Origin of the sequence: Draconibacterium mangrovi (genome assembly GCF_010586825.1) — a bacterium.
In the GTDB taxonomy this organism is placed as follows: domain Bacteria; phylum Bacteroidota; class Bacteroidia; order Bacteroidales; family Prolixibacteraceae; genus Draconibacterium; species Draconibacterium mangrovi.
The window spans coordinates 1414550-1434064 of record NZ_JAAAGB010000001.1 but is presented as its reverse complement, the minus strand read 5'-3'; the positions used below and the strand labels follow the sequence as shown (position 1 = coordinate 1434064).

Sequence of the window (19515 nt, the reverse complement as noted above, 5' to 3'; positions counted from 1 at the left end):
GTAAACAGCAGCTCTTATTTCAACAAAATAACTGAATGACATTATTTTTGCTTAATCACGGTGTTGTAAATCAGTGAATTAAATACCTTATATTTGAACTAAACAGACAGCAATGAAGCGTTTATTATTTAGTCTGGTTTTATTATTGCTCCTGAAATCTACTTATGCGCAGCAAACTGCCGACAGTGCACTTTTTTATCCGGTTGCTGATACGCTTTCCGATATTCGTTTTTTTGATAATGAAGAAGCACTAACCATTACCTTAAAATACGATATCTCATCATTTATCAGAACAAAGGCCAAAGGAGAGTATTTCCCGGCCGAGCTTATCATTCATCCAACCGACAGCACCTCGATTGTGAAAAATATAAGGCTGAAAGCACGTGGCAATTTTCGTCGGGGGCATTGTTTTTTTCCGCCGATTTACCTGAACTTTAAAACCGACCCCATTGAGCAAACCGAGTTAGCCGGAATTAAAAAAATAAAAATGGTAACTCATTGTTCTGCCTCAAAAGCCTACCGGGCTTATGTTTTGCGCGAGTTTCTGGCCTACAAAGTCTATACTATTTTAACCGAAAACAGCTTTCGGGTGAGGTTGTTGAATATTCATTATATCGATACCGGAAAGAAAGAACGCCACTATGAGCAAATTGGTTTTTTGATTGAGCCGATGGATTTGTTAACCAAACGACTGAGTGCGGTTGAAGTACGCCAGGAGATCATGCTGGGGAAGAACCTGTTACCCGAAGAAAGTACATTCGTGGCCCTGTTCGAGTATTTCCTGGGAAATACCGACTGGCGTTTTAACGGTGGGCATAACATGAAATACATCAAGTTGTCGGAGCTTTTAAAACCCTATCCCGTTCCGGTTCCCTATGATTTCGATCACGCAGGATTTGTGAATACCAGTTACGCAATGTCGCAGACATGGAGCAGTGCCAGGAAAGTTACCGATCGCGATTTCCTTGGCTACTGCCAGGAAAACGAGGACGTTTACCGGGAGGCAATCGATTTATTTAATGCTAAAAAGGATGAGATAATAAATACCATCGAAACTTTTGAGTACCTCGACGTTAAGGATAAGAAGCATATATTATCGTTCGTTAATGAGTTTTTCGTTTTGGCTGAACGACCTCAGGACCTGATTTGGAAGCTGAAAAATGAATGCAGAGATATTGATTTTTAAAACTTACAGAGAATGACAGAGCAACAACTTATGCATATTAGCGGAGAACCCTGGACTGAGTTTCTTATCCGGCTGGCAATAAATATTGTTTCCATTTTCTTTCTTATCAGGGTGGTATACTACCCCAAAAACAGCCGGATTAAATACCTTTTCACTTTTTTCCTCATGGGAATGATGATCTTCCTGATCGCATCAATCCTTGATCGGGTGAGTTTAGATATGGGATTTGCACTCGGGTTGTTCGCCATATTTGGCATTATTCGCTACCGCTCGCCTTCTATCGATTTGAAAGAAATGACCTACCTGTTCCTGGTTATTGGTGTTTCCATAATAAACGCCTTACTCGAATTTAATATGCAAACCCTTTTCGGGCTGATACTTGCCAACCTGTTGATAAACGTTTCGGCGCTGCTAATGGAATATTATAAACCCCGGGCTTATGCGCTAAAACGGGCTTTGGTTTTTACTCCGTCTGATTTTTCAGTGCTGAACGATAACCAGAGTTTACTGGAAGAGATCAGGCAAAATACGGGTATTGATGTGTTACGGGTTGAACTGGATAAAATTAATAAAACCAAAAACGAAGTAACTGTTTGGATCTACTTTCACGAAAATAACCCCGAAAGGGTTGTTGAAAACCCTGGTGAAGGTTTGCCGCCGGCCGAATCGCCCACAATTTGGGAGAGCAACGATACCAGCAGCTATTAAATCAGCGTAGTTGCAGAGGTTATTATTTTCGTGTGAATGATTAGTCTGTCAATTAAATAGGTTCTCATGTCATCCCCTGGTGGGGATATTTTCTCCACTTCGGGGAAGTTAGCAGAGGTGAAATTTTGTAACCGGTCTTCAATAAAAAAGGTCCGGGATAAAACCGAACCTTTCGTTTGTATTCAAACTCTAATAAGTCTATTTTAATCCAATTCCGAGGCCTAAGCTAAGAAACGACTGACTGGGGAATTCTCCCGATTGAAAGCCGTAATTGTATTTTAGTTTTGCGGAAAGCCAGGCTTTGTAGTTCATATCGTAAAGCATCCCGATTTCGGGCGCGAGGTTAAAAAGCCACTTGTCTTCAGTTAAGGTAAATACGCCAACATCGTTTCTGCTTTCGTTGTACGAAGTTCCTAAACCAAAACCAGCATATGGAATGTAATCGCCTTCTCCGCTGAAATATTTCTTTACATTCACCTGAAGCGGAACTATATTGGTGTAACGAAATTGTACAGCAGTAATGGTCAGGTCGTTATGAAAAAATGTTTCTTCCGGAATTTTTTCCCTGAACAAGTTCCAGGCAATGTTAAAACCCACCGATAGATCTTCATTTAAAAACCGTTCAACTTCAAAATCAACACCGCGCGGGCTAATCTTATTGCTGAAATCGGCTGTTCCTCCCATCGGAATCGAAGGCAGATAATGAACAAATATACTTGTTCCTTCCTGCGCTTTTAATGTAATGGTAACCAAAAGTATAATCGATAAAATGATATATTTCTTCATAATTGCCGGGTTTATTTTTGTAAGTATGGGCTTTGTTTAAATACCTGGTTAATCTCGTTTGTCAGGCGTTGCTGAAGAAATGTGTCCGATCCGGCCAGAATACCAATAGCAGCACCTTTCCACGGCATTGGAACTTTAAACGAACTGTCGTCGCCTTCCGGCATTTCTACGCCGTTCATATCCAACATGTCGATAAACAGTGTTCCAACCGTATATCCTTGCGAAGGATAAGTAGGATAGCTTGGCCAAACCGGGTATCCCGGATACCATGGATCGCCGTACCACGGATACCACCAATCCCAGGGGTACCAGTACCACCAATCCCACCAGTAGTAGTAATAAAAGCTTAAATCGGTTTCAAGTACCGAAAGCATTATCGATACATCGGCGTCTATCTCACCGTCGATGGGGCCGGTAACTTCTGTCCAGCCCATGTCAAGAAAATTTTGCCTTACCAAAGAAACAATAAGGTCGTTTTGCGAGTGGTCGACACTTGCCGATCCTGATTCTTCATCCTTAATGTATATGATGGAATCTTCCAGGTAAAAAGTCTGGAGTTGAGAAAAATCCTGCTCTTCATCGTATTGCGTAATGGCAACGTCCAATTCTTCAACGGTGGCATCGTATTCAGGATGACACGAAAAAAGAACAGCCGAAGCAAAGAGTAGAAGTGCAAAAATGGGGTAATTTCTATTCATAGTAACCAGTTTAAATTGTACCTATAATTATAGGTTTACATGTTAATCTTCTGCATTTTTAACATCTGTGGCTTCCAATTGTTCTTTAACACCATCTAGCCATAGCTGCAGGATTTGGTAGCCCAGCGCCAGAACTACTGCACCAATAAACAAACCGATCATTCCCATCAGTAACATGCCGCCAATTGCCCCAATTAAAATAACAAGCATAGGGATATTAAGTCCGCGGCCCAGCAACATGGGTTTAAGTACATTGTCGCTTAAGGCTCCCACAACTCCCCAAATGGTAAACAACACTGCGGGGGCCCCGCCAACTGCCGAAAACATGTAAATAATAAGCGGAATAATAATTAGAAATACCGGTATCTGCGCTACTGCAAAGAAAAATGTAACCAGCGTTAATAGTGCTGCCAGAGGTATTTTAAACACAAAAAATGCTGCAGAAATAATGGCTGTTTGTATAACTGCTGTTCCTAAAATACCGGTAACTACACTACTTACGGTTTTCCTTGAGTTATCTACAATCTCAGTACCTTTTTCTTCGCCCACCAAACGATTGAAAAGCTTGTAGATAAAAGGATAGCCCGAAGTTGCATTGGCCAAAAACAGGCCCGAAATAATAATCGACAGCATAAAAACCAGTATGCTTCCCATAAAACTTTTAAAGAAGTTTAGCACCTTGTGTCCTAACGCCTCTATCTGTGGTTTGAATTGTTCGGCTGCCTCCCGAACATCAACAGCAAACTGGTGCCACGAATTGTATATCGATTTCCCAACCAACGGCCATCCTGCAACATTTTCGGGTGGCTCGTTTACTGCCAGGTCGCCTGCTTTTAGGTGCCCCGACAGTTCTTTTACATTCTCGAACAAGTGATCGACAAATGTACCAGCGGGAATGAGCAATAGGGCTAAAAGGACAAGTGTAATTATTGTTGCCGACAATCCGGTTTTACCTTTTAGTAATTTCGATAAACGAAGGTGTAAAGGGTAAAATGCAATTGCGATGATCATTCCCCAGATTACAGGCACCAAAAATGGCTTAAAAATGAGGAAGCAGATTACTACTATTAAGAAAATTAGTGCAGTTTTTACGTAGGTCTCAATGTTCTCTTGTGCAAATGTGTTGGTTGCTTTTTTTATTGACATGATGTAGTTGTATTTAGTTATGTTACATGGTGATTGACTTTTTGCTGAAATAGTATGCTCTATTGTGTATTATCGTGATATCGTAATTAACTTTTGACTAAATTTACGGCATTAAATTAAATTTGTCAAGTGACATCGAAATTGAAAATATCAAATCTTCTGATAAGCTACCGGTGCTTGTTCGAGTGCTGGATCTTGTATGCTTAGAATTTCCCCCAACAGTTACCCCTGTTTCTTTATTGTTTAATTTAATTTTTTTGAAGTCATGTCTTTAGCAGATGAACTAACCATAAAGACACCCGAGCGCCCGGCTGGCGCTGAAGGTAATTTTTATACACCGCACCCTAATGCTATTGGTCCCGGTATGAACGAGCGTATTCAGCGTTTGCGTAAACTAAGTGTTGAAACACAGGAGTCGCTGTCGATTGAGCGCGCTTTGATCACCACAAAGTTTTACAAAGAAAACTATGGCAAGTACTCGGAGCCGATGATGCGTGCCCTTAACTTTCTTGAGATTTGTAAGCAAAAAACCATTTACATAGGCGACGATGAATTGATTGTTGCCGAACGTGGCCCGGTTCCGAAATCGGTGCCTACCTTTCCGGAATTAACCTGTCACAGCGTTGAGGATTTTCATGTGTTAAACACACGCGATCAGCAGCGTTACATTATTTCGCAGGAAGATATTGACACCTACGAACAGGAAGTAATTCCATACTGGGAAGGCCGAACCATGCGCGAGCGTATTTTTAGTCACGTACCAAACGAATGGAAACGTGCCTACGAAGCAGGTGTGTTTACCGAGTTTATGGAGCAGCGTGCTCCCGGTCATACCGCGCTTGACGGGGCGATCTACAAAAAGGGAATGCTCGATTATAAAAAGGAGATCAACGATCACATTAATCGTCTCGACTTTTTAAATGACCCGGAAGCTACCGAAAAGCTGGAGGAATTAAAAGCGATGGACGTATCGTGTGATGCTGCCATTGTTTTTGCTGAGCGCCATGCCGATCTGGCTGAGGCTTTGGCAAAAACCGAAAGCGATCCGAAACGTGTTGACGAGCTAGAGCGAATAGCAGAAGTGTGTCGCTGGGTGCCTGCCAACGCGCCACGAAATGTGTGGGAAGCTATTCAGATGTATTGGTTTGTGCACCTTGGGACGGTTACCGAACTAAACGGCTGGGATGCCATGAACCCGGGGCATTTCGACCAGCACCTTACTCCGTTCTACGAAAAAGAACTGGCCGAAGGAACACTGACACGCGATGAGGCCAAGGAACTGATCAGCTGTTTCTGGATAAAAGTAAATAACCACCCTGCGCCACCCAAAGTGGGTATTACAGCGCGCGAAAGTGGTACATTCAACGATTTTACCAACATCAACATTGGTGGTGTTAAACCGGATGGGACTGACGGAGTAAGCGAGGTTTCGTATATGATGCTGGAGGTTATTGAAGAGCTGCACATTTTGCAGCCGGGTAACTCGGTGCACATTGCCAAAGTTACACCCGATGCCTTTTTACAGGCCGCTGGTAAACTGATCCGCCAGGGACACGGTTACCCTTCGGTGTTTAACCCTGATATGTATATCCAGGAAATGGTGAACCAGGGGAAAACCCTGCAGGATGCACGCGAAGGAGGTTGCAGTGGTTGTATAGAGGTTGGAGCGTTTGGTAAAGAAGCCTATTTGCTGACAGGTTATCTGAACGTTCCAAAAGTGCTGGAGATAACACTAAATAATGGTATCGATCCTCTTACCGGAAAAGTAGCAGGTATTGAAACCGGCGATCCGCGTAGCTTTAAAAGTTTCGACGAGTTATACGAGGCATTTCTGAAGCAGTTGAACTTTGTGGTTGATCAAAAAATACGCGTAAGCAACTACATCGACCAGATGTTTGCCAAATATGCACCGGCACCGTTCCTTTCTGTGGTGATTGAAGACTGTATCTCGAAAGGAAAAGACTACTACAACGGTGGCCCGCGTTACAATACCAACTACATTCAGTGTACCGGTTTGGCGACGGTAACCGACAGTCTTTCGGTGCTAAAAAAGCATGTTTTCGAAGACAAGACTTTTCCGATGGAGACCCTTCTGGATGCTGTAGCCAAAAACTTCGAAGGCGAAGAAGTGTTGCGTCAGCGAATTCTGAACCGTACACCGTTCTTTGGTAACGACGACGAATATGCCGATACCATTGCCGTACAGGTGTACAACGACTTGCTGGCTGCCATTGAAGGCAAACCAAATACCAAAGGAGAAGTATTTCATTTAAATATGCTTTCAACCACCTGCCATGTGTATTTTGGACTGGTGCTGGGAGCTACACCAAACGGGCGTTTTGCAGGTAAGTCGATTTCCGATGGTACATCGCCATCGCACGGTTGCGATACACACGGACCAACAAACGTGATCCGTTCGCTTGGTAAACTCGACCAGTCAAAATCGGGAGGAACACTGCTGAACCTGCGTTTTGTGCCGAGTTTGCTAAAACGCGACAAAGACGTGGAGAAGCTGGGTCACTTGATCCGCAGTTATTTCTCGTTGGGAGGTCACCACATTCAGTTTAATATTGTTGATACGGCAACGCTTTTGGCGGCACAGGCTTGTCCTGAAGATTACAAAGACCTGCTGGTGCGTATGGCCGGTTACAGCGATTATTTCAACGATATGAATGCCGATCTGCAACAGGAAGTAATTGACCGTACACAGAATGAGGTGCTATAATGAAGCAAGTGAGGATAAAGTTATAAGTACCCCCCGTTTCCGCCGGGCTCCGTCAATTGACGGACCACCGGCTCCAACTGTCCCCCTGATTCAGGGGGACAGTGGAGGCCGCAAGCTCCGTTGACGGAGCGAGGCCGAAACGGGGGGTATACAACAATCATTTGGTAAACATTAATCAATGAATCAACCACTAATATTCGATATAAAACGTTACGCCATTAACGACGGGCCGGGTATCCGGATCACCATTTTTATGAAGGGATGCCCCTTGAGTTGTAAATGGTGTCATAATCCTGAAAGCCAGTCGCCCGATGTACAAAAGCTATATACCGAGTCGAAATGTATCGGGGCGCAGGAATGTATAAAAATGTGCCCGGAAGATGCGCTGACACTCACGCCAAAAGGAATTGTTACCGACTACCAGGCCTGTACCCTTTGTGGTATTTGTGCCGACGTATGCCCTACGAAAGCCATCGAAATGTCGGGGCGGCCCTACGAGGTGGAGGAGCTGATGCAGATTATTGAACGCGAACGCGTACACATCGAGCAATCGGGCGGTGGCGTTACTTTTTCGGGTGGTGAGCCCTTGATGCACGCAGACTTTCTGATGAAGATGCTGGATGCCTGTGGCGAGAATAATCTGCACCGAACCGTTGATACCTGCGGATTTGCCGACACCGACACTTTGCAGGAAGTAGCTAAAAGGACCGAACTTTTTCTGTTCGACCTGAAGTTGATGGATGAGGCCAAACATAAAAAATGGACAGGTGTAAGCAACAAGCTAATCCTGAAAAACCTTCAGCTGCTGGCCGAAAGTGGCGCGAACATCAATATTCGTGTGCCCTTTATCCGCAATGTAAATGCCGATCATAATTCGGTTACCGAGATGGCCGAATTTATTGCGGCATTGCCGGGTAAAAAGCCGGTGGTAAACTTATTGCCGTATCATAATATTGCAGCCAATAAATACAACAAGCTGGGATCGGAATACAAGGCCTTTAATATGGAAGAGCCCACCGAAGAGGAACAAAACAGGGCAATAGCTATATTCGAAAAATATGGTATTGAGGCGGAGATTGGTGGATAGAAAAATTCTTCAAATCTCTAACAGAATTGAAATAACACGCGCTTAGCGGTTTCAAACCGCTTAGCGCATAGAATAAAAGTAAAAGGGCATCCAAAACGGGTGCCCTTTTATCTTTTGATGTTTTAGTAGGAGTAGAGCAACCAACCATAAGAAACTGGTGTAGCCTTATCAGGCGGATTTTACTCTTTGGTTTAGCCCAAAGAGTAAACAGAAAACCCAAGGCTGCGCCCGCTTCCCTCGGAAAAGCTACGCGATGCCAACTAAAATTCCTGAAACTTGTCGTACCTCCTCAAACATCAGTAATTTTTTTACGCTGTCACCGCTTGTTTTCCGTCCGCCAGCTGGCGGACGAGGCCAGGCTCCGATGTTGCTGACGCTACATTAGTGAACGGCCTCTTTTGGTATTTGCCCAGAGTTGAAATGAAACCTTAATGAGAGCGGGAAGCTCCGAGTGAGCGAGGAGATCACCCGTCCGAATTTAGGTTTTATGAAAACGGAGGGTGAAGATCAAAAGTAGCCTTGGCTCGGAAATGCCTTCCTCGTGCTTCGTCTTTGCTTTAAGGCAAAGATGAAGGCCTCCGGCAGGAGAATAATGGTTGTAAAACGCACTTAAAACGGGTGCCCTTTTACTTTTATGTTAATACCCTCAACCTTTTCACATTAGCATATGTTAATTAAAAATACGAACTTTTTAACTGTTTTTATTGTGCATTTCTGAACTGATCTTCTTAACTTATACAACATCAAAATAAATATTCATTTAATAACACACAGATTAAGTGCATAAACATTAACAACTATGAAACACAATTTTAGAATTTTGAAGAGGAGCTTATTACTACTGCTCTTCTTCCCATTTGTAACGTTTGCTCAGGATAAGCCTAATATTTTAATCATTTTCCCTGATGATGTGGGCTGGAGCAATGTAAGTGCTTATGGAAACGGTGTTATGGGGTACACCACTCCCAACATCGACCGAATTGCCAATGAAGGTATCATGTTTACCGAACATTATGCTCAGCCGTCCTGTACTGCTGGTCGTGCGGCACTGATTACCGGGCAGTATCCCATTCGCAGTGGAATGACAACTGTTGGCCGCCCCGGTGGTGAGTTAGGATTGAAAAAAGAATCGCCTACACTGGCAGAAGTATTGAAGGAACAGGGTTATGCCACCGGACAATTTGGTAAAAACCACCTTGGCGACAGAAACTCGCATCTCCCAACTGTTCATGGATTCGACGAGTTTTTTGGAAATCTTTATCACCTGAATACCCAGGAAGAGTACCAGCAAAAGGATTATCCGCAAGATCCTGAATTCTTTAAAAAGTATGGAACCCGCGGTGTGTTGCATACCTGGGCAACCGACGTGGATGATCCAACGGTTGATCCAAGGTTTGGAAAGGTAGGCAAACAAAAAATTGAAGATACCGGTCAACTGTCGAAAGAAAGGATGGAAACCGTTGATGAGGAGTTTATGGCAGCTTCACTCGACTTTATGAAAAGAGCCAAAGAAGATGGAAAACCATTCTTTTGCTGGTTCAATCCGAGCAGAATGCACATGTTCACCCACTTGAAACCCGAGCATCGTTATTTGGCATTGCCATATACTACCGAGCACGATTTTTATGGAAGTGGTATGATGGAACACGATATGATGATTGGAGAGCTGCTTGACGAGCTGGAGAAAATGGGCGTACTGGAAAATACCATTGTTGTTTATTCAACCGATAATGGTCCTGAGCACAGCGCACGCGTACACGGGGGAACTACACCGTTCAGAGGCGAAAAAATGACAACCTACGAAGGCGGAGTGAGGGTTCCGATGATGGTGATGTGGAAAAACCATATTCCTGAAGGCAAAGTGTTAAGAGGTATTCAATCGCACATGGATATATTTACTACCCTGGCTGCTGCTGCCGGCGAGCCTGATGTTGCGGAAAAAATGGAAAAGGAGCGCCATCAGTATATCGATGGAGTGAATAACCTGGATTACTGGCTGGGTAAATCGGATGAAAGTAACCGGAATAATTTTATTTATTATCACGAGTCCGATATTCGGGCAATTCGAGTAAATCAGTGGAAGTTACATTTCCAGACCAGTGAGAATTATTATGCTCCTTACGTGAAACAGAAATTTCCGATTATTTACAACCTGCACTTCGATCCTTATGAAAGTTTCGATAACCTTACCGACCGATCGGACATTGTGCAACGGAAGCAGTTTCTTAATGAGCCGGTTCAGGAAATTCTGGGAGAACATATTCAATCGCTGGCTGAATATCCACCGGTACAAAAAGCTGCCACTCTGGATTTCTCTGAACTGATGAAACAATTGAGTGAAGGAAAGCAGTAGGGTAAATTCCCCGCTATCGCGCGAATCCTTTCGCGTGATAAACGATACAGCACTACTATAAAACCAAAATAAAAGGGCATCCAAAACGGATGCCCTCTTGTTTTTTATGAGAATATCCTGCAGGCTTTCTCATTAACATATGTTGAATAGCTGAAAAGATCTTTTTTACCGTTTTTATTGTGCATTTCTGAACTGATCTTCTTAACTTATACAATATCAACATAAAAATCATTTAACAACCCACACTGATTAAATGCGTAAACACCAAAGATTATGAAACAAATTGCATTTTTACTCCTACTTGCGTTAGTGGCATCATGCACGCAACCGCAGAAGCCAGCAGAAAGCGAAAACACCTTACCTTACCCTCCGCCCGAATTCAATGGGAAAATCGGAACTACTTTCGAAGATTCGGAAGAGGACTATCCGCAACCATTCAAAGCTCCCGAAGGTGCTCCCAACGTTATCGTTGTACTTTTAGACGATGTTGGTTTTGGTCAGCCCGAAGTGACCGGAGGTCCCATTCCTACGCCGGCCATGGATAAACTGGCGTCAAACGGGATAACCTACACACGATTTCACACCACGGGTATTTGCAGCCCCACACGAGCCGCACTACTTACGGGTAGAAACCATCACCAGTCTGGCTTTGGAACCATTTCCGAATTATCAACCGGATATCCCGGGTACAACAGTATTTGGGGGAAAGATGTAGCCAGTATTGCCGAAATCCTGAAACAAAATGGTTACAGCACAGCAGCCTGGGGAAAATGGCACAACACACCCGACTGGGAAACCAACCCTATTGGTCCTTTTGAGCAATGGCCCACCGGATTGGGCTTTGAATATTTCTATGGATTCCAGGGGGGAGAAACCAACCAGTATTATCCACAGTTATTTAAGAATACCACTCCTGTAGAACCAGAGATAACTCCGGAAGAAGGTTACCACTTAACGGAAGATCTTACAGAAGATGCCATTGCGTGGATGAGTCAGCAAAAGTCTATCAATCCCGACAAACCTTACTTCATGTACTTTGCAACCGGCGCTGCACATGCACCGCTTCACGCACCTAAAGAATGGATCGACAAATTTAAAGGACAGTTTGACGAGGGTTGGGATGCTATGCGCGAACACACCCTGGCACGTCAGAAAGAAATGGGCATTGTTCCCGAAAATACGGAACTTACCGCACGCCCTGATGCCATTCCGGCCTGGGAAACCTTAAGTGCCGACGAAAAGAAATTATATGCCCGGCAAATGGAAGTGTTTGCAGGTTTCCTGTCTCATACCGACTATTGGACCGGTAAACTAATTGAGTCGGCCAGAAGCCTGCCCGGAGGCGAAAACACAATGGTAATTTACGTTATCGGCGATAATGGTTCAAGTGCCGAAGGAACACTAACCGGTACCCTGAACAACATGATGACCCAAAACGGTTTTCCTGATAATGTGGAACGCCAGTTAACAGAAATGGAAGACCTGGGTGGCCCCGAACACGAGAACCACTTTGCAGTGCCATGGGCATGGGCAGGCTGTGCGCCATTCCAATGGATGAAACGTGTACCTTCGCATTTTGGCGGTACCCGAAACGGTTTAATTATTTCGTGGCCGGCATCCATTAAAGCAAAAGGCGAAAAAAGAACCCAGTTTCACCATGTAATTGATATTACGCCAACTATTTTAGAAGCAGCGCATATTGAAATGCCGACCAGCGTGAACGGTGTGGAGCAAACTCCTTTAGCCGGTGTTCCGATGAACTATTCGTTTGATAATGCCGCTGCCAATGACACGCGTACGGTGCAATATTTTGAAACCGGGGGCCATCGGGCGATTTACAAGGATGGCTGGGTAGCGGCTTCGTTTCACGGAATTCCCTGGGCACTCACAGGTTCGTACGGATTTAAAGACAACAAATGGGAGCTCTATAACATAGATGAAGATTTCTCGGAAGCAAACGACCTGGCAGAGCAATATCCTGAAAAGCTGGAAGAGTTAAAGGCAGCCTTTGATGAAGAGGCTAAAAAATACAACGTGTATCCGCTGGACGATCGTTTTGCCGAACGGGCGAGCAACCCGAACCGTCCTTCAGTAACCAAAGGGAAAACAGCGTTTTCGTACATGGCGGGTACTGAGCGGATTCCTGAAGGAAGTGCACCTCCGGCCTATGCCCGCACACATACTATCTCCGCTAAAATTAACTATTCAAAAGGAGATGAAGGCGTAATCATTGCCAACGGCGGTACATCTGCGGGATATTCGCTGTACATTAAAGAGAACAAGTTGATTTACTATTACAACTTCTTCCATATGAACCACTATCAGGTTGCATCGTCCTCTTTACCCGAAGGCGAACTGGATATTCAGATGAAGTACACACAGGAATCGACCGAATACGGTGGTGGCGGAAGTGCGCAACTGTATGTAAATGGACAAAAAGTTGGTGAGGGAGTCATTGATAAAGTAGTACCGGCAAGGTATTCAGCCACCGAAACCATGGACATTGGTAAAGATCTGGGCTCACCCGTTTCTACGGACTATAGAGCACCTTTTGCTTACACCGGAGAAATTGAGTATGTGAAGTTTAAACTGGATTAATAAGCTTACTCTGGTACTACTATAAAAGGGCATCCAAAACGGATGCCCTTTTTTATGATCGAAATGGATCGGATCCCTATCTCAAACACATTTGTTTGTGTACTTATCAGGTTAATGCCCCTGCCCAAAGCTTTAGCTACCATCAGATGTGTTATGGGTATAAGAAAAAACACGATTTACACCAACTTCAGTTACCTGGTGGCCTTAGAAAACGTGTTTGATACCCACTTCTGTTACCTGTTGGCGTAAAAAAACAGGTTTGAAAGCTTCCCCAGCTGCTGGGGAAGCGATAAAACACGTTTGAAATGGACTTCTGTTACCTGGGGAAGAAAAAAAACACGTTTGAAACCGACTTCTGTCACCTGAGGGTGCAAAAAAACGCGTTTGAAACCAACTTCTGTCACCTGAGGAAGCTTTAAAATCAGTTAGATACGGATTTTTGTTGATTGTGGAAGTTTCGAAAGTCTGCGTGGAGTCTGAGTTTGGGGTTAAAACCCATCGATGCCCATTTGCTTAACCCCAGGCTTAAGCCTGGGGTTAGTGAATTCCCGCCAGTAAATGGGCTTTAGCCCCCAGTGCTAAGTATTTATATACTGAGAGATAAACCATATGTGAGGATATAAACCAGTGTTGTTTTATTTTCTTATTATGCTAACTTTAAACTCCGAATAAAAACCATAGCCGTTGAATACATACCCTGAAATAACAGATAAAAAATTAGTAAGCATAATATGTGTTGTTATCATCCCGATATGGAGGTATAACAACCCCTTTTATCGCGCTATAAGCGATATAACAGCAATGATGATGCTCAGTAGTTATGGTGCAGTTTAAAATTAAGATACACACGAAAATTAAAGGATATGGAATTTGTTAAAATAGATAACAGAAATAGAGGAATAAGCAAGCAAGACAACAATCCCAACATTAATAGGAATCAAAAACATGACTTAGAGTTTATATTCAAGGAATTAAACAATGAAACGTTTGAAATAGGATGGGATTTGATAATCTCTCAAAACGGATGCAACGAACTTTCGTTTCAAACCACTGATATTTATGAAATAAACGACAGGGATAAAATGGCTACCGAAACCCAAATGATAGAATTATTCAATAATACCTTTCATGTTTCTGTTAAAAAATACAACGAAGAAAAAGCTAACTATCGCCTCGTTGAGAACGTCCTAACCGCACCCTCTCTTCTATTGCATCAACTTCTTCCTGAGTTAACTCGACTTCTACAGAACTTGCATGAATCCTCCACTCTCTAAGACCGTCCTTGTCTACCTTTTTTGTAACGGTCATCGGATATTCTTCTTTGATTATTTTCATAAAAACAAAGATACGCACTAAAAAAACAACCTTTAAAAAAGCACTGAAATGAAAGCCATAAAAGAAATCCCATTATTTAAAATTGCACTTGTCACAATAGCTATTATTGCCCTAATTATTTTTAACAATTTCTCTAAAAATGGAAGATATCAGGTTTTTGACAATAATGAGATAATGGATACAAGAACAGGATATATATACGACATAAGAGACCATGACTTGAAGTACCACTCATTCCCAGAGTAAACTGCTATTGAGTTATGAATAAAAATTAACCTTTAAAATTATAAATTATGACTACAAAAGATACAAACAGAGACGAAAGGTGGAACAGGTTTATTGAATCTATTGAGGTAAAATTTGATAAAATAGAAAATATATCCGACTTGGTTGGATACTCAACGATGATTCCAAATCAAATTCATCTAACAATAGACAATTCAATTAAAGAACCAATGCGCTCTGAGATTACAGAAATATTTATGTCAATCTTCAATGCGTGACGAAGCCCCGCTAGCGCGGATTTGTAATCCGTGCTCTGGTCAAACAGACCAGGAAAGTACAATTTACTGTGGTTTTAATATGGCTAATAACCGGCAAAGAGTTAATGGATAGTAGTATTAAATAGTATTGCCTTTGGCAATGGCACGGATTGCAAATCCGCGCCAGCGGTGGTGACGGGATGTAAAAGGTGTGTCTTCAGTAGAATTGAAAATTAACTAACTTTCAGCCGTTGGCTGAGGTACGGATTACAAATTAGCTTGAGGCTGATCTTCGTTTCCCCCGCTGGCGCGGATTTGTAATCGTGCTCAGGTCAAACAGACCAGGAAAGTACAATTTACTGTGATTTTAATAGGACTAATAACCAACAAAGAGTTAATGGATAGTAGTATTAAATAGTATTGCCCAATGCTGGCCCCAATGCTGGCGCGGATTTGTAATCCGTACCCTGGTCGATAAGACCAGAAATATATTTTTAATAATATAACCTTGTAGTAACTCATCGATAATAAAATAAGCATAACATGAGTAGAAAATACAAGTTTCATAATCCGGATGGTGTTTATTTTGTTTCTTTCGCTACGATGGCTTGGGTTGATGTTTTTACACGAAACGAATACAAAAATCTGCTTGTTGAGAATTTAAAATATTGCCAGGAACATAAAGGTTTGGAATTGTTCGCATGGTGTATAATGAGCAACCATTTGCATTTGGTAATACGGGCAAAAGAAGGTGCCGATTTGCCCGGTATTTTACGTGATTTTAAGAAGTATACCAGTAAGGCAATAAAAACGGCTATAGCAGAAAATATCCGGGAAAGTAGAAAAGAATGGTTGTTAAAACAGTTCGAAACACCGGAAGGTTTTCGTTTTTGGAGAACAGATAACAAACCGATAGAATTGTGGAGCAATAAAGTGATTGACCAAAAGATTGACTACATCCACCAAAACCCGGTAGAAGAAGGTTTGGTTTTTAAAGCCGAGGACTATGTTTATAGCAGTGCTATTGATTATGCCGGAGAAAATGGTTTACTGGATGTAATTATATTAAAATAGTATTGCTTTCAGCAATGGCACGGATTACAAATCCGCGCCAGCGGTGGGATTATAAATCCGCGCCAGCGGTGGTGCCGACGGACGGTGTGACTTCAGTAGTATTGAAAATTAACTAACTTTCAGCCGTTGGCTGAGGTACGGATTACACCTGCCTGCGGTAGGCAGGAATCCGCACCAGCGGTGGAACTTAACAACAAAGTCAAAAAAAAAAAGTATGGCAGACAATCATTTAGTATCAAAAAAACATCAGCCCAAAGGCCTTGAAATTCTTTATGAAGACCGTGATATTATTGTGGTTGATAAAATAAATGGATTGTTGTCGATGGGTACTGACAGAGATAAACACAACTCGGCCCATTTCTATTTGAATAACTATGTAACAAAGGGGAATCCAAGATCAAAAGAGCGGGTTTATATTGTACATCGACTCGATAGAGATACATCGGGGATACTTGTTTTTGCAAAGACCGAAAAGGCGAAAATGTTTTTACAGGAAAACTGGTCAGATTTCAAGAAAAAATATGTTGCTGTTGTGTCAGGGAATTTCAACGATAAAGAAGGAATAATTGAGTCTTATCTTACCGAAAATAAAATGTTCAAGGTGTATTCAACAAAAAACAAGGCCATCGGAAAGTTTGCAAAAACAGGATATCGGGTTATTAAAGAAACCGAAAAGTACAGCCTGTTGGAAATTGAACTTTTTACCGGGAGAAAGAACCAAATTCGTGTTCATTTCGCTGATATGGGGCATCCTGTTATAGGAGACAAGGTTTATGGTAATACTGACAAATCGGTAAAACGTTTGGCTTTGCATTCCTGCTCGCTCACAATAACTCATCCATATACACAAAAAGAAATGACCTTTGAGACTGGCATACCCCAATATTTTAACACATTGATGAATTTGAAAGGTAACAAAAGCCAAAAATGAAGTTTTCATCCACGAACCTGGCTACCGCCACCCGAAGTCTCGGGGCTTTCGTGTGGTGTTAAAAACAAATGAGAAGAAAATAAAACGATTGAAAGAATAACTTTATCTCCGCCAGCGCCTCCCGAAACTTCGGGACGCACCAGCGGTGGGTGGATTGCATCAGGACCGCAACGGCCTTACACCACCACCAACATTGTATGGCATATTAAATGACATTAATAACAAACGATAATGGAAAGAAGGAAATTCGTACAATTAACAGGCCTGGGATTGACTTTTTCAATGGTTCCCTCGCTATTCAACTCATGCGAAAGCGATAAGGTGCCGGCCTATTTAAAAAACTATGCCGGGTTGTATGCAACAAATCAACTGGAAGCTGCCAGGCAATGGTTTGTTGATGCAAAATTTGGTTTATTCTTACATTACGGACTTTACAGTTTGCCGGGTAGAGGAGAATGGGTGCAGTACAGAGAAAACATTCATGTAGGCGAATATGAAAAATTGAAGGAAAAATTTACCGCCGAAAAATTTGATGCCGATTTTATTGCCAACCTGGCCGTAGAAGCAGAAATGAAGTATGTGAACATTACCACTCGCCATCATGATAGTTTCTGCCTTTTTAATACAAAAACAACCGACTTTAATAGTGTTCAATCGGCTGCTAAACGCGATTTGGTTGAAGAGCTTGCCATTGCCTGCGAAAAAAGAGGATTAGGATTGTGCCTGTATTATTCTCACGGAAGAGATTGGCGTCATCCGCATGCTCCAAATAACGACAAGTGGGGAGGGAGTGCACGTCCGAAATACGATAGCGAAGAACCTTATTATGCATATGGTGAAGACCACGATTTGAATAAATATATCGACTATATGCACGAGCAACTGACCGAATTGCTTACTCAATACGGCCCCATTGCCAGTATATGGCTCGACGGATACGGAACGCCAGTAAGCGGTCCAATTGAAGAATTCAGAATTCCTGAAACTTATGAATTAATCAGGAAACTTCAACCTCAATCATTGATATCGGCAAAGTGGGGATATACCGGAACCGAAGATTATTACGCACCTGAATATCATTGGCTGGAAAATAATGCGGATAAAACCAACCAAATGGTACAATCAGGAAAGCCAATAGAAATTTGCACCAATATTGCCGGTTGGGGATATACGGAAAAATTGGATGGAACACATCGTGGTGCCGATTCGATTATTGAAAATCTAAAATATGCCGGTAAGTTTCATGCAAACCTGCTGTTGAATACCGCCCCGCTACCTGATGGATCGATTGACAAACAAGATATTCAATCCCTTAAGGAAATTGGGCAAGCAATTAGAAAAGATGGCTGGCCTGTTTAAATACATACTCCACGTTCGCGCCAATACGTCAGCCGACGGACGGTGTGTCTTCGGTAGAATTGAAATGATCTAACTGTCAGCCGCCGGCTGAAGTACGGATTAAAATTAGCTTGGAGCTGATCTTCGATTCGCACCAGTGGCGGACAGGAACGCTCTCCGAAACTCGCCACGCTTCATAGCCAAACCGATAACGGTAATTTTGAACAGAATGATGTCAAGTAATTGGAAACATATAAAAACGGTACCTGATGGGTTTAAGTTTAAAATAAAAAAGCTTAACGTTTGGGACTATGACTGGATTGCGACAAATCAGAGAGTAATTGTGAAAGACCCTCTTTATGGACAAGAATATTGTATGACTATATATGAAATACATCATAATGAAAAAGTTATTGAATTTGCAGCTGGAGAGTTTTCTAACTGTATGTGGGGTTTCTACCAAAAAGACAAGTAAGAAGGGATAAAATGGCAAAGAGAAATGTCCCACGCTACCGCGCGAATCCTTTCGCGTGGTGTTTGAAAATAACTACATCTAAACAAAAAGAATAACAATATGGAATACCACGGATCTTGTTTGTGCAAAGGAGTTCAATTTAAAGTTATTGGCGATTTCGAAAGTTTTTATCTCTGTCATTGCAGCTATTGCCGGAAAGATACCGGATCGGCGCATGCCGCCAATTTATTTTCAACAAAAGCTAAGCTTGAATGGATAAAACGAGAAACCGAAATCCGGGTTTTTCAGCTGCCCGAAACAAATCATGCAAAAGCTTTTTGTGCCACATGTGGTTCGGCATTGCCCAACTTACAAATGAACGGTAAACTTTTGGTGGTTCCGGCCGGATGTTTGGATAGTGAATTGGTAAAACGCCCCGATGCTCATCTGTTTATTTCCAGTAAAGCGGCGTGGGATGAGGCGCTGGAGGAAATAAAAAAGTTTGAGCGTTTGCCTGAACAGTAGAATATATTTTGTAGCACCTGAAATAATCCCTGAAGTGCAGATGAATCCAACTCTGGGAATTGAATAAATTGCCATTTCTGTGCAGTTGT

Annotated in this window: 17 protein-coding genes; 14 read left to right on the top strand and 3 right to left on the bottom strand. The window is 42.5% G+C overall.

Annotated features, from left to right (window positions below; all coding sequences use genetic code 11):
• The first annotated feature begins 112 nt into the window (after positions 1-112).
• On the top strand, positions 113-1186 hold the full coding sequence (locus G4420_RS05865; RefSeq protein ID WP_163322614.1) for a hypothetical protein: 1074 nt from the start codon (positions 113-115) through the stop codon (positions 1184-1186).
• A gap of 12 nt (positions 1187-1198) precedes the next feature.
• Positions 1199-1894, top strand: coding sequence for a DUF4956 domain-containing protein (locus tag G4420_RS05860; RefSeq protein ID WP_163322613.1), 696 nt, complete (start codon positions 1199-1201; stop codon positions 1892-1894).
• A gap of 198 nt (positions 1895-2092) precedes the next feature.
• Here G4420_RS05860 and G4420_RS05855 read toward each other — a convergent pair whose 3' ends face one another.
• From G4420_RS05855 to G4420_RS05845, 3 genes are read right to left on the bottom strand one after another with little or no spacing between them, the layout of a single operon-like run.
• On the bottom strand, positions 2093-2680 hold the full coding sequence (locus G4420_RS05855; RefSeq protein ID WP_163322612.1) for a hypothetical protein: 588 nt from the start codon (positions 2678-2680) through the stop codon (positions 2093-2095).
• Between the two features lie 11 nt (positions 2681-2691).
• Positions 2692-3378 carry a DUF4136 domain-containing protein gene (locus G4420_RS05850; protein ID WP_163322611.1) on the bottom strand — a complete coding sequence of 229 codons (687 nt, stop codon included), beginning with the start codon at positions 3376-3378 and terminating at the stop codon, positions 2692-2694.
• 42 nt (positions 3379-3420) lie between these two features.
• Positions 3421-4524 carry an AI-2E family transporter gene (locus G4420_RS05845; RefSeq protein WP_163322610.1) on the bottom strand — a complete coding sequence of 368 codons (1104 nt, stop codon included), beginning with the start codon at positions 4522-4524 and terminating at the stop codon, positions 3421-3423.
• Between the two features lie 265 nt (positions 4525-4789).
• Between G4420_RS05845 and hypD the strand changes: the two genes are divergently transcribed.
• The 12 genes from hypD (at position 4790) to G4420_RS05785 (ending at position 19426) form a co-directional block, all read left to right on the top strand.
• On the top strand, positions 4790-7249 hold the full coding sequence (gene hypD / locus G4420_RS05840; protein ID WP_204273602.1) for a trans-4-hydroxy-L-proline dehydratase: 2460 nt from the start codon (positions 4790-4792) through the stop codon (positions 7247-7249).
• A gap of 178 nt (positions 7250-7427) precedes the next feature.
• Positions 7428-8336, top strand: a complete 909-nt coding sequence (locus G4420_RS05835) for a glycyl-radical enzyme activating protein (RefSeq protein ID WP_163322609.1) — start codon at positions 7428-7430, stop codon at positions 8334-8336.
• A gap of 820 nt (positions 8337-9156) precedes the next feature.
• Positions 9157-10689 carry an arylsulfatase gene (locus G4420_RS05830; protein WP_204273601.1) on the top strand — a complete coding sequence of 511 codons (1533 nt, stop codon included), beginning with the start codon at positions 9157-9159 and terminating at the stop codon, positions 10687-10689.
• Between the two features lie 273 nt (positions 10690-10962).
• The gene (locus G4420_RS05825; RefSeq protein WP_163322607.1) at positions 10963-13287 is read left to right on the top strand and encodes an arylsulfatase; all 2325 of its coding nucleotides are present in this window, start codon (positions 10963-10965) and stop codon (positions 13285-13287) included.
• Positions 13288-14150: 863 nt separating this feature from the next.
• A complete protein-coding gene (locus tag G4420_RS05820) occupies positions 14151-14561 on the top strand; it encodes a hypothetical protein (protein WP_163322606.1) in 411 nt (136 codons plus the stop codon).
• A 109-nt stretch (positions 14562-14670) separates the two neighbouring features.
• A complete protein-coding gene (locus tag G4420_RS05815) occupies positions 14671-14868 on the top strand; it encodes a hypothetical protein (protein WP_163322605.1) in 198 nt (65 codons plus the stop codon).
• 47 nt (positions 14869-14915) lie between these two features.
• Positions 14916-15125: a hypothetical protein gene (locus G4420_RS05810; RefSeq protein ID WP_163322604.1), complete on the top strand. Its 210-nt coding sequence runs from the start codon at positions 14916-14918 to the stop codon at positions 15123-15125.
• Between the two features lie 522 nt (positions 15126-15647).
• On the top strand, positions 15648-16178 hold the full coding sequence (locus G4420_RS05805) for an REP-associated tyrosine transposase (protein ID WP_163322603.1): 531 nt from the start codon (positions 15648-15650) through the stop codon (positions 16176-16178).
• Positions 16179-16392: 214 nt separating this feature from the next.
• Positions 16393-17109 carry an RluA family pseudouridine synthase gene (locus G4420_RS05800; protein WP_163322602.1) on the top strand — a complete coding sequence of 239 codons (717 nt, stop codon included), beginning with the start codon at positions 16393-16395 and terminating at the stop codon, positions 17107-17109.
• A gap of 231 nt (positions 17110-17340) precedes the next feature.
• Positions 17341-18468, top strand: coding sequence for an alpha-L-fucosidase (locus tag G4420_RS05795; RefSeq protein ID WP_163322601.1), 1128 nt, complete (start codon positions 17341-17343; stop codon positions 18466-18468).
• A 208-nt stretch (positions 18469-18676) separates the two neighbouring features.
• Positions 18677-18922 carry a hypothetical protein gene (locus G4420_RS05790; protein ID WP_163322600.1) on the top strand — a complete coding sequence of 82 codons (246 nt, stop codon included), beginning with the start codon at positions 18677-18679 and terminating at the stop codon, positions 18920-18922.
• Positions 18923-19021: 99 nt separating this feature from the next.
• A complete protein-coding gene (locus G4420_RS05785; RefSeq protein WP_163322599.1) occupies positions 19022-19426 on the top strand; it encodes a GFA family protein in 405 nt (134 codons plus the stop codon).
• The last annotated feature ends 89 nt before the right edge of the window (positions 19427-19515 follow it).

Coding starts and splice junctions, on each gene's coding strand:
- G4420_RS05865 (WP_163322614.1), top strand. CDS start 113: ATGAAGCGTTTATTATTTAGTCTGGTTTTATTATTGCTCCTGAAATCT.
- G4420_RS05860 (WP_163322613.1), top strand. CDS start 1,199: ATGACAGAGCAACAACTTATGCATATTAGCGGAGAACCCTGGACTGAG.
- G4420_RS05855 (WP_163322612.1), bottom strand. CDS start 2,680: ATGAAGAAATATATCATTTTATCGATTATACTTTTGGTTACCATTACA.
- G4420_RS05850 (WP_163322611.1), bottom strand. CDS start 3,378: ATGAATAGAAATTACCCCATTTTTGCACTTCTACTCTTTGCTTCGGCT.
- G4420_RS05845 (WP_163322610.1), bottom strand. CDS start 4,524: ATGTCAATAAAAAAAGCAACCAACACATTTGCACAAGAGAACATTGAG.
- hypD (WP_204273602.1), top strand. CDS start 4,790: ATGTCTTTAGCAGATGAACTAACCATAAAGACACCCGAGCGCCCGGCT.
- G4420_RS05835 (WP_163322609.1), top strand. CDS start 7,428: ATGAATCAACCACTAATATTCGATATAAAACGTTACGCCATTAACGAC.
- G4420_RS05825 (WP_163322607.1), top strand. CDS start 10,963: ATGAAACAAATTGCATTTTTACTCCTACTTGCGTTAGTGGCATCATGC.
- G4420_RS05820 (WP_163322606.1), top strand. CDS start 14,151: ATGGAATTTGTTAAAATAGATAACAGAAATAGAGGAATAAGCAAGCAA.
- G4420_RS05815 (WP_163322605.1), top strand. CDS start 14,671: ATGAAAGCCATAAAAGAAATCCCATTATTTAAAATTGCACTTGTCACA.
- G4420_RS05810 (WP_163322604.1), top strand. CDS start 14,916: ATGACTACAAAAGATACAAACAGAGACGAAAGGTGGAACAGGTTTATT.
- G4420_RS05805 (WP_163322603.1), top strand. CDS start 15,648: ATGAGTAGAAAATACAAGTTTCATAATCCGGATGGTGTTTATTTTGTT.
- G4420_RS05800 (WP_163322602.1), top strand. CDS start 16,393: ATGGCAGACAATCATTTAGTATCAAAAAAACATCAGCCCAAAGGCCTT.
- G4420_RS05795 (WP_163322601.1), top strand. CDS start 17,341: ATGGAAAGAAGGAAATTCGTACAATTAACAGGCCTGGGATTGACTTTT.
- G4420_RS05790 (WP_163322600.1), top strand. CDS start 18,677: ATGATGTCAAGTAATTGGAAACATATAAAAACGGTACCTGATGGGTTT.
- G4420_RS05785 (WP_163322599.1), top strand. CDS start 19,022: ATGGAATACCACGGATCTTGTTTGTGCAAAGGAGTTCAATTTAAAGTT.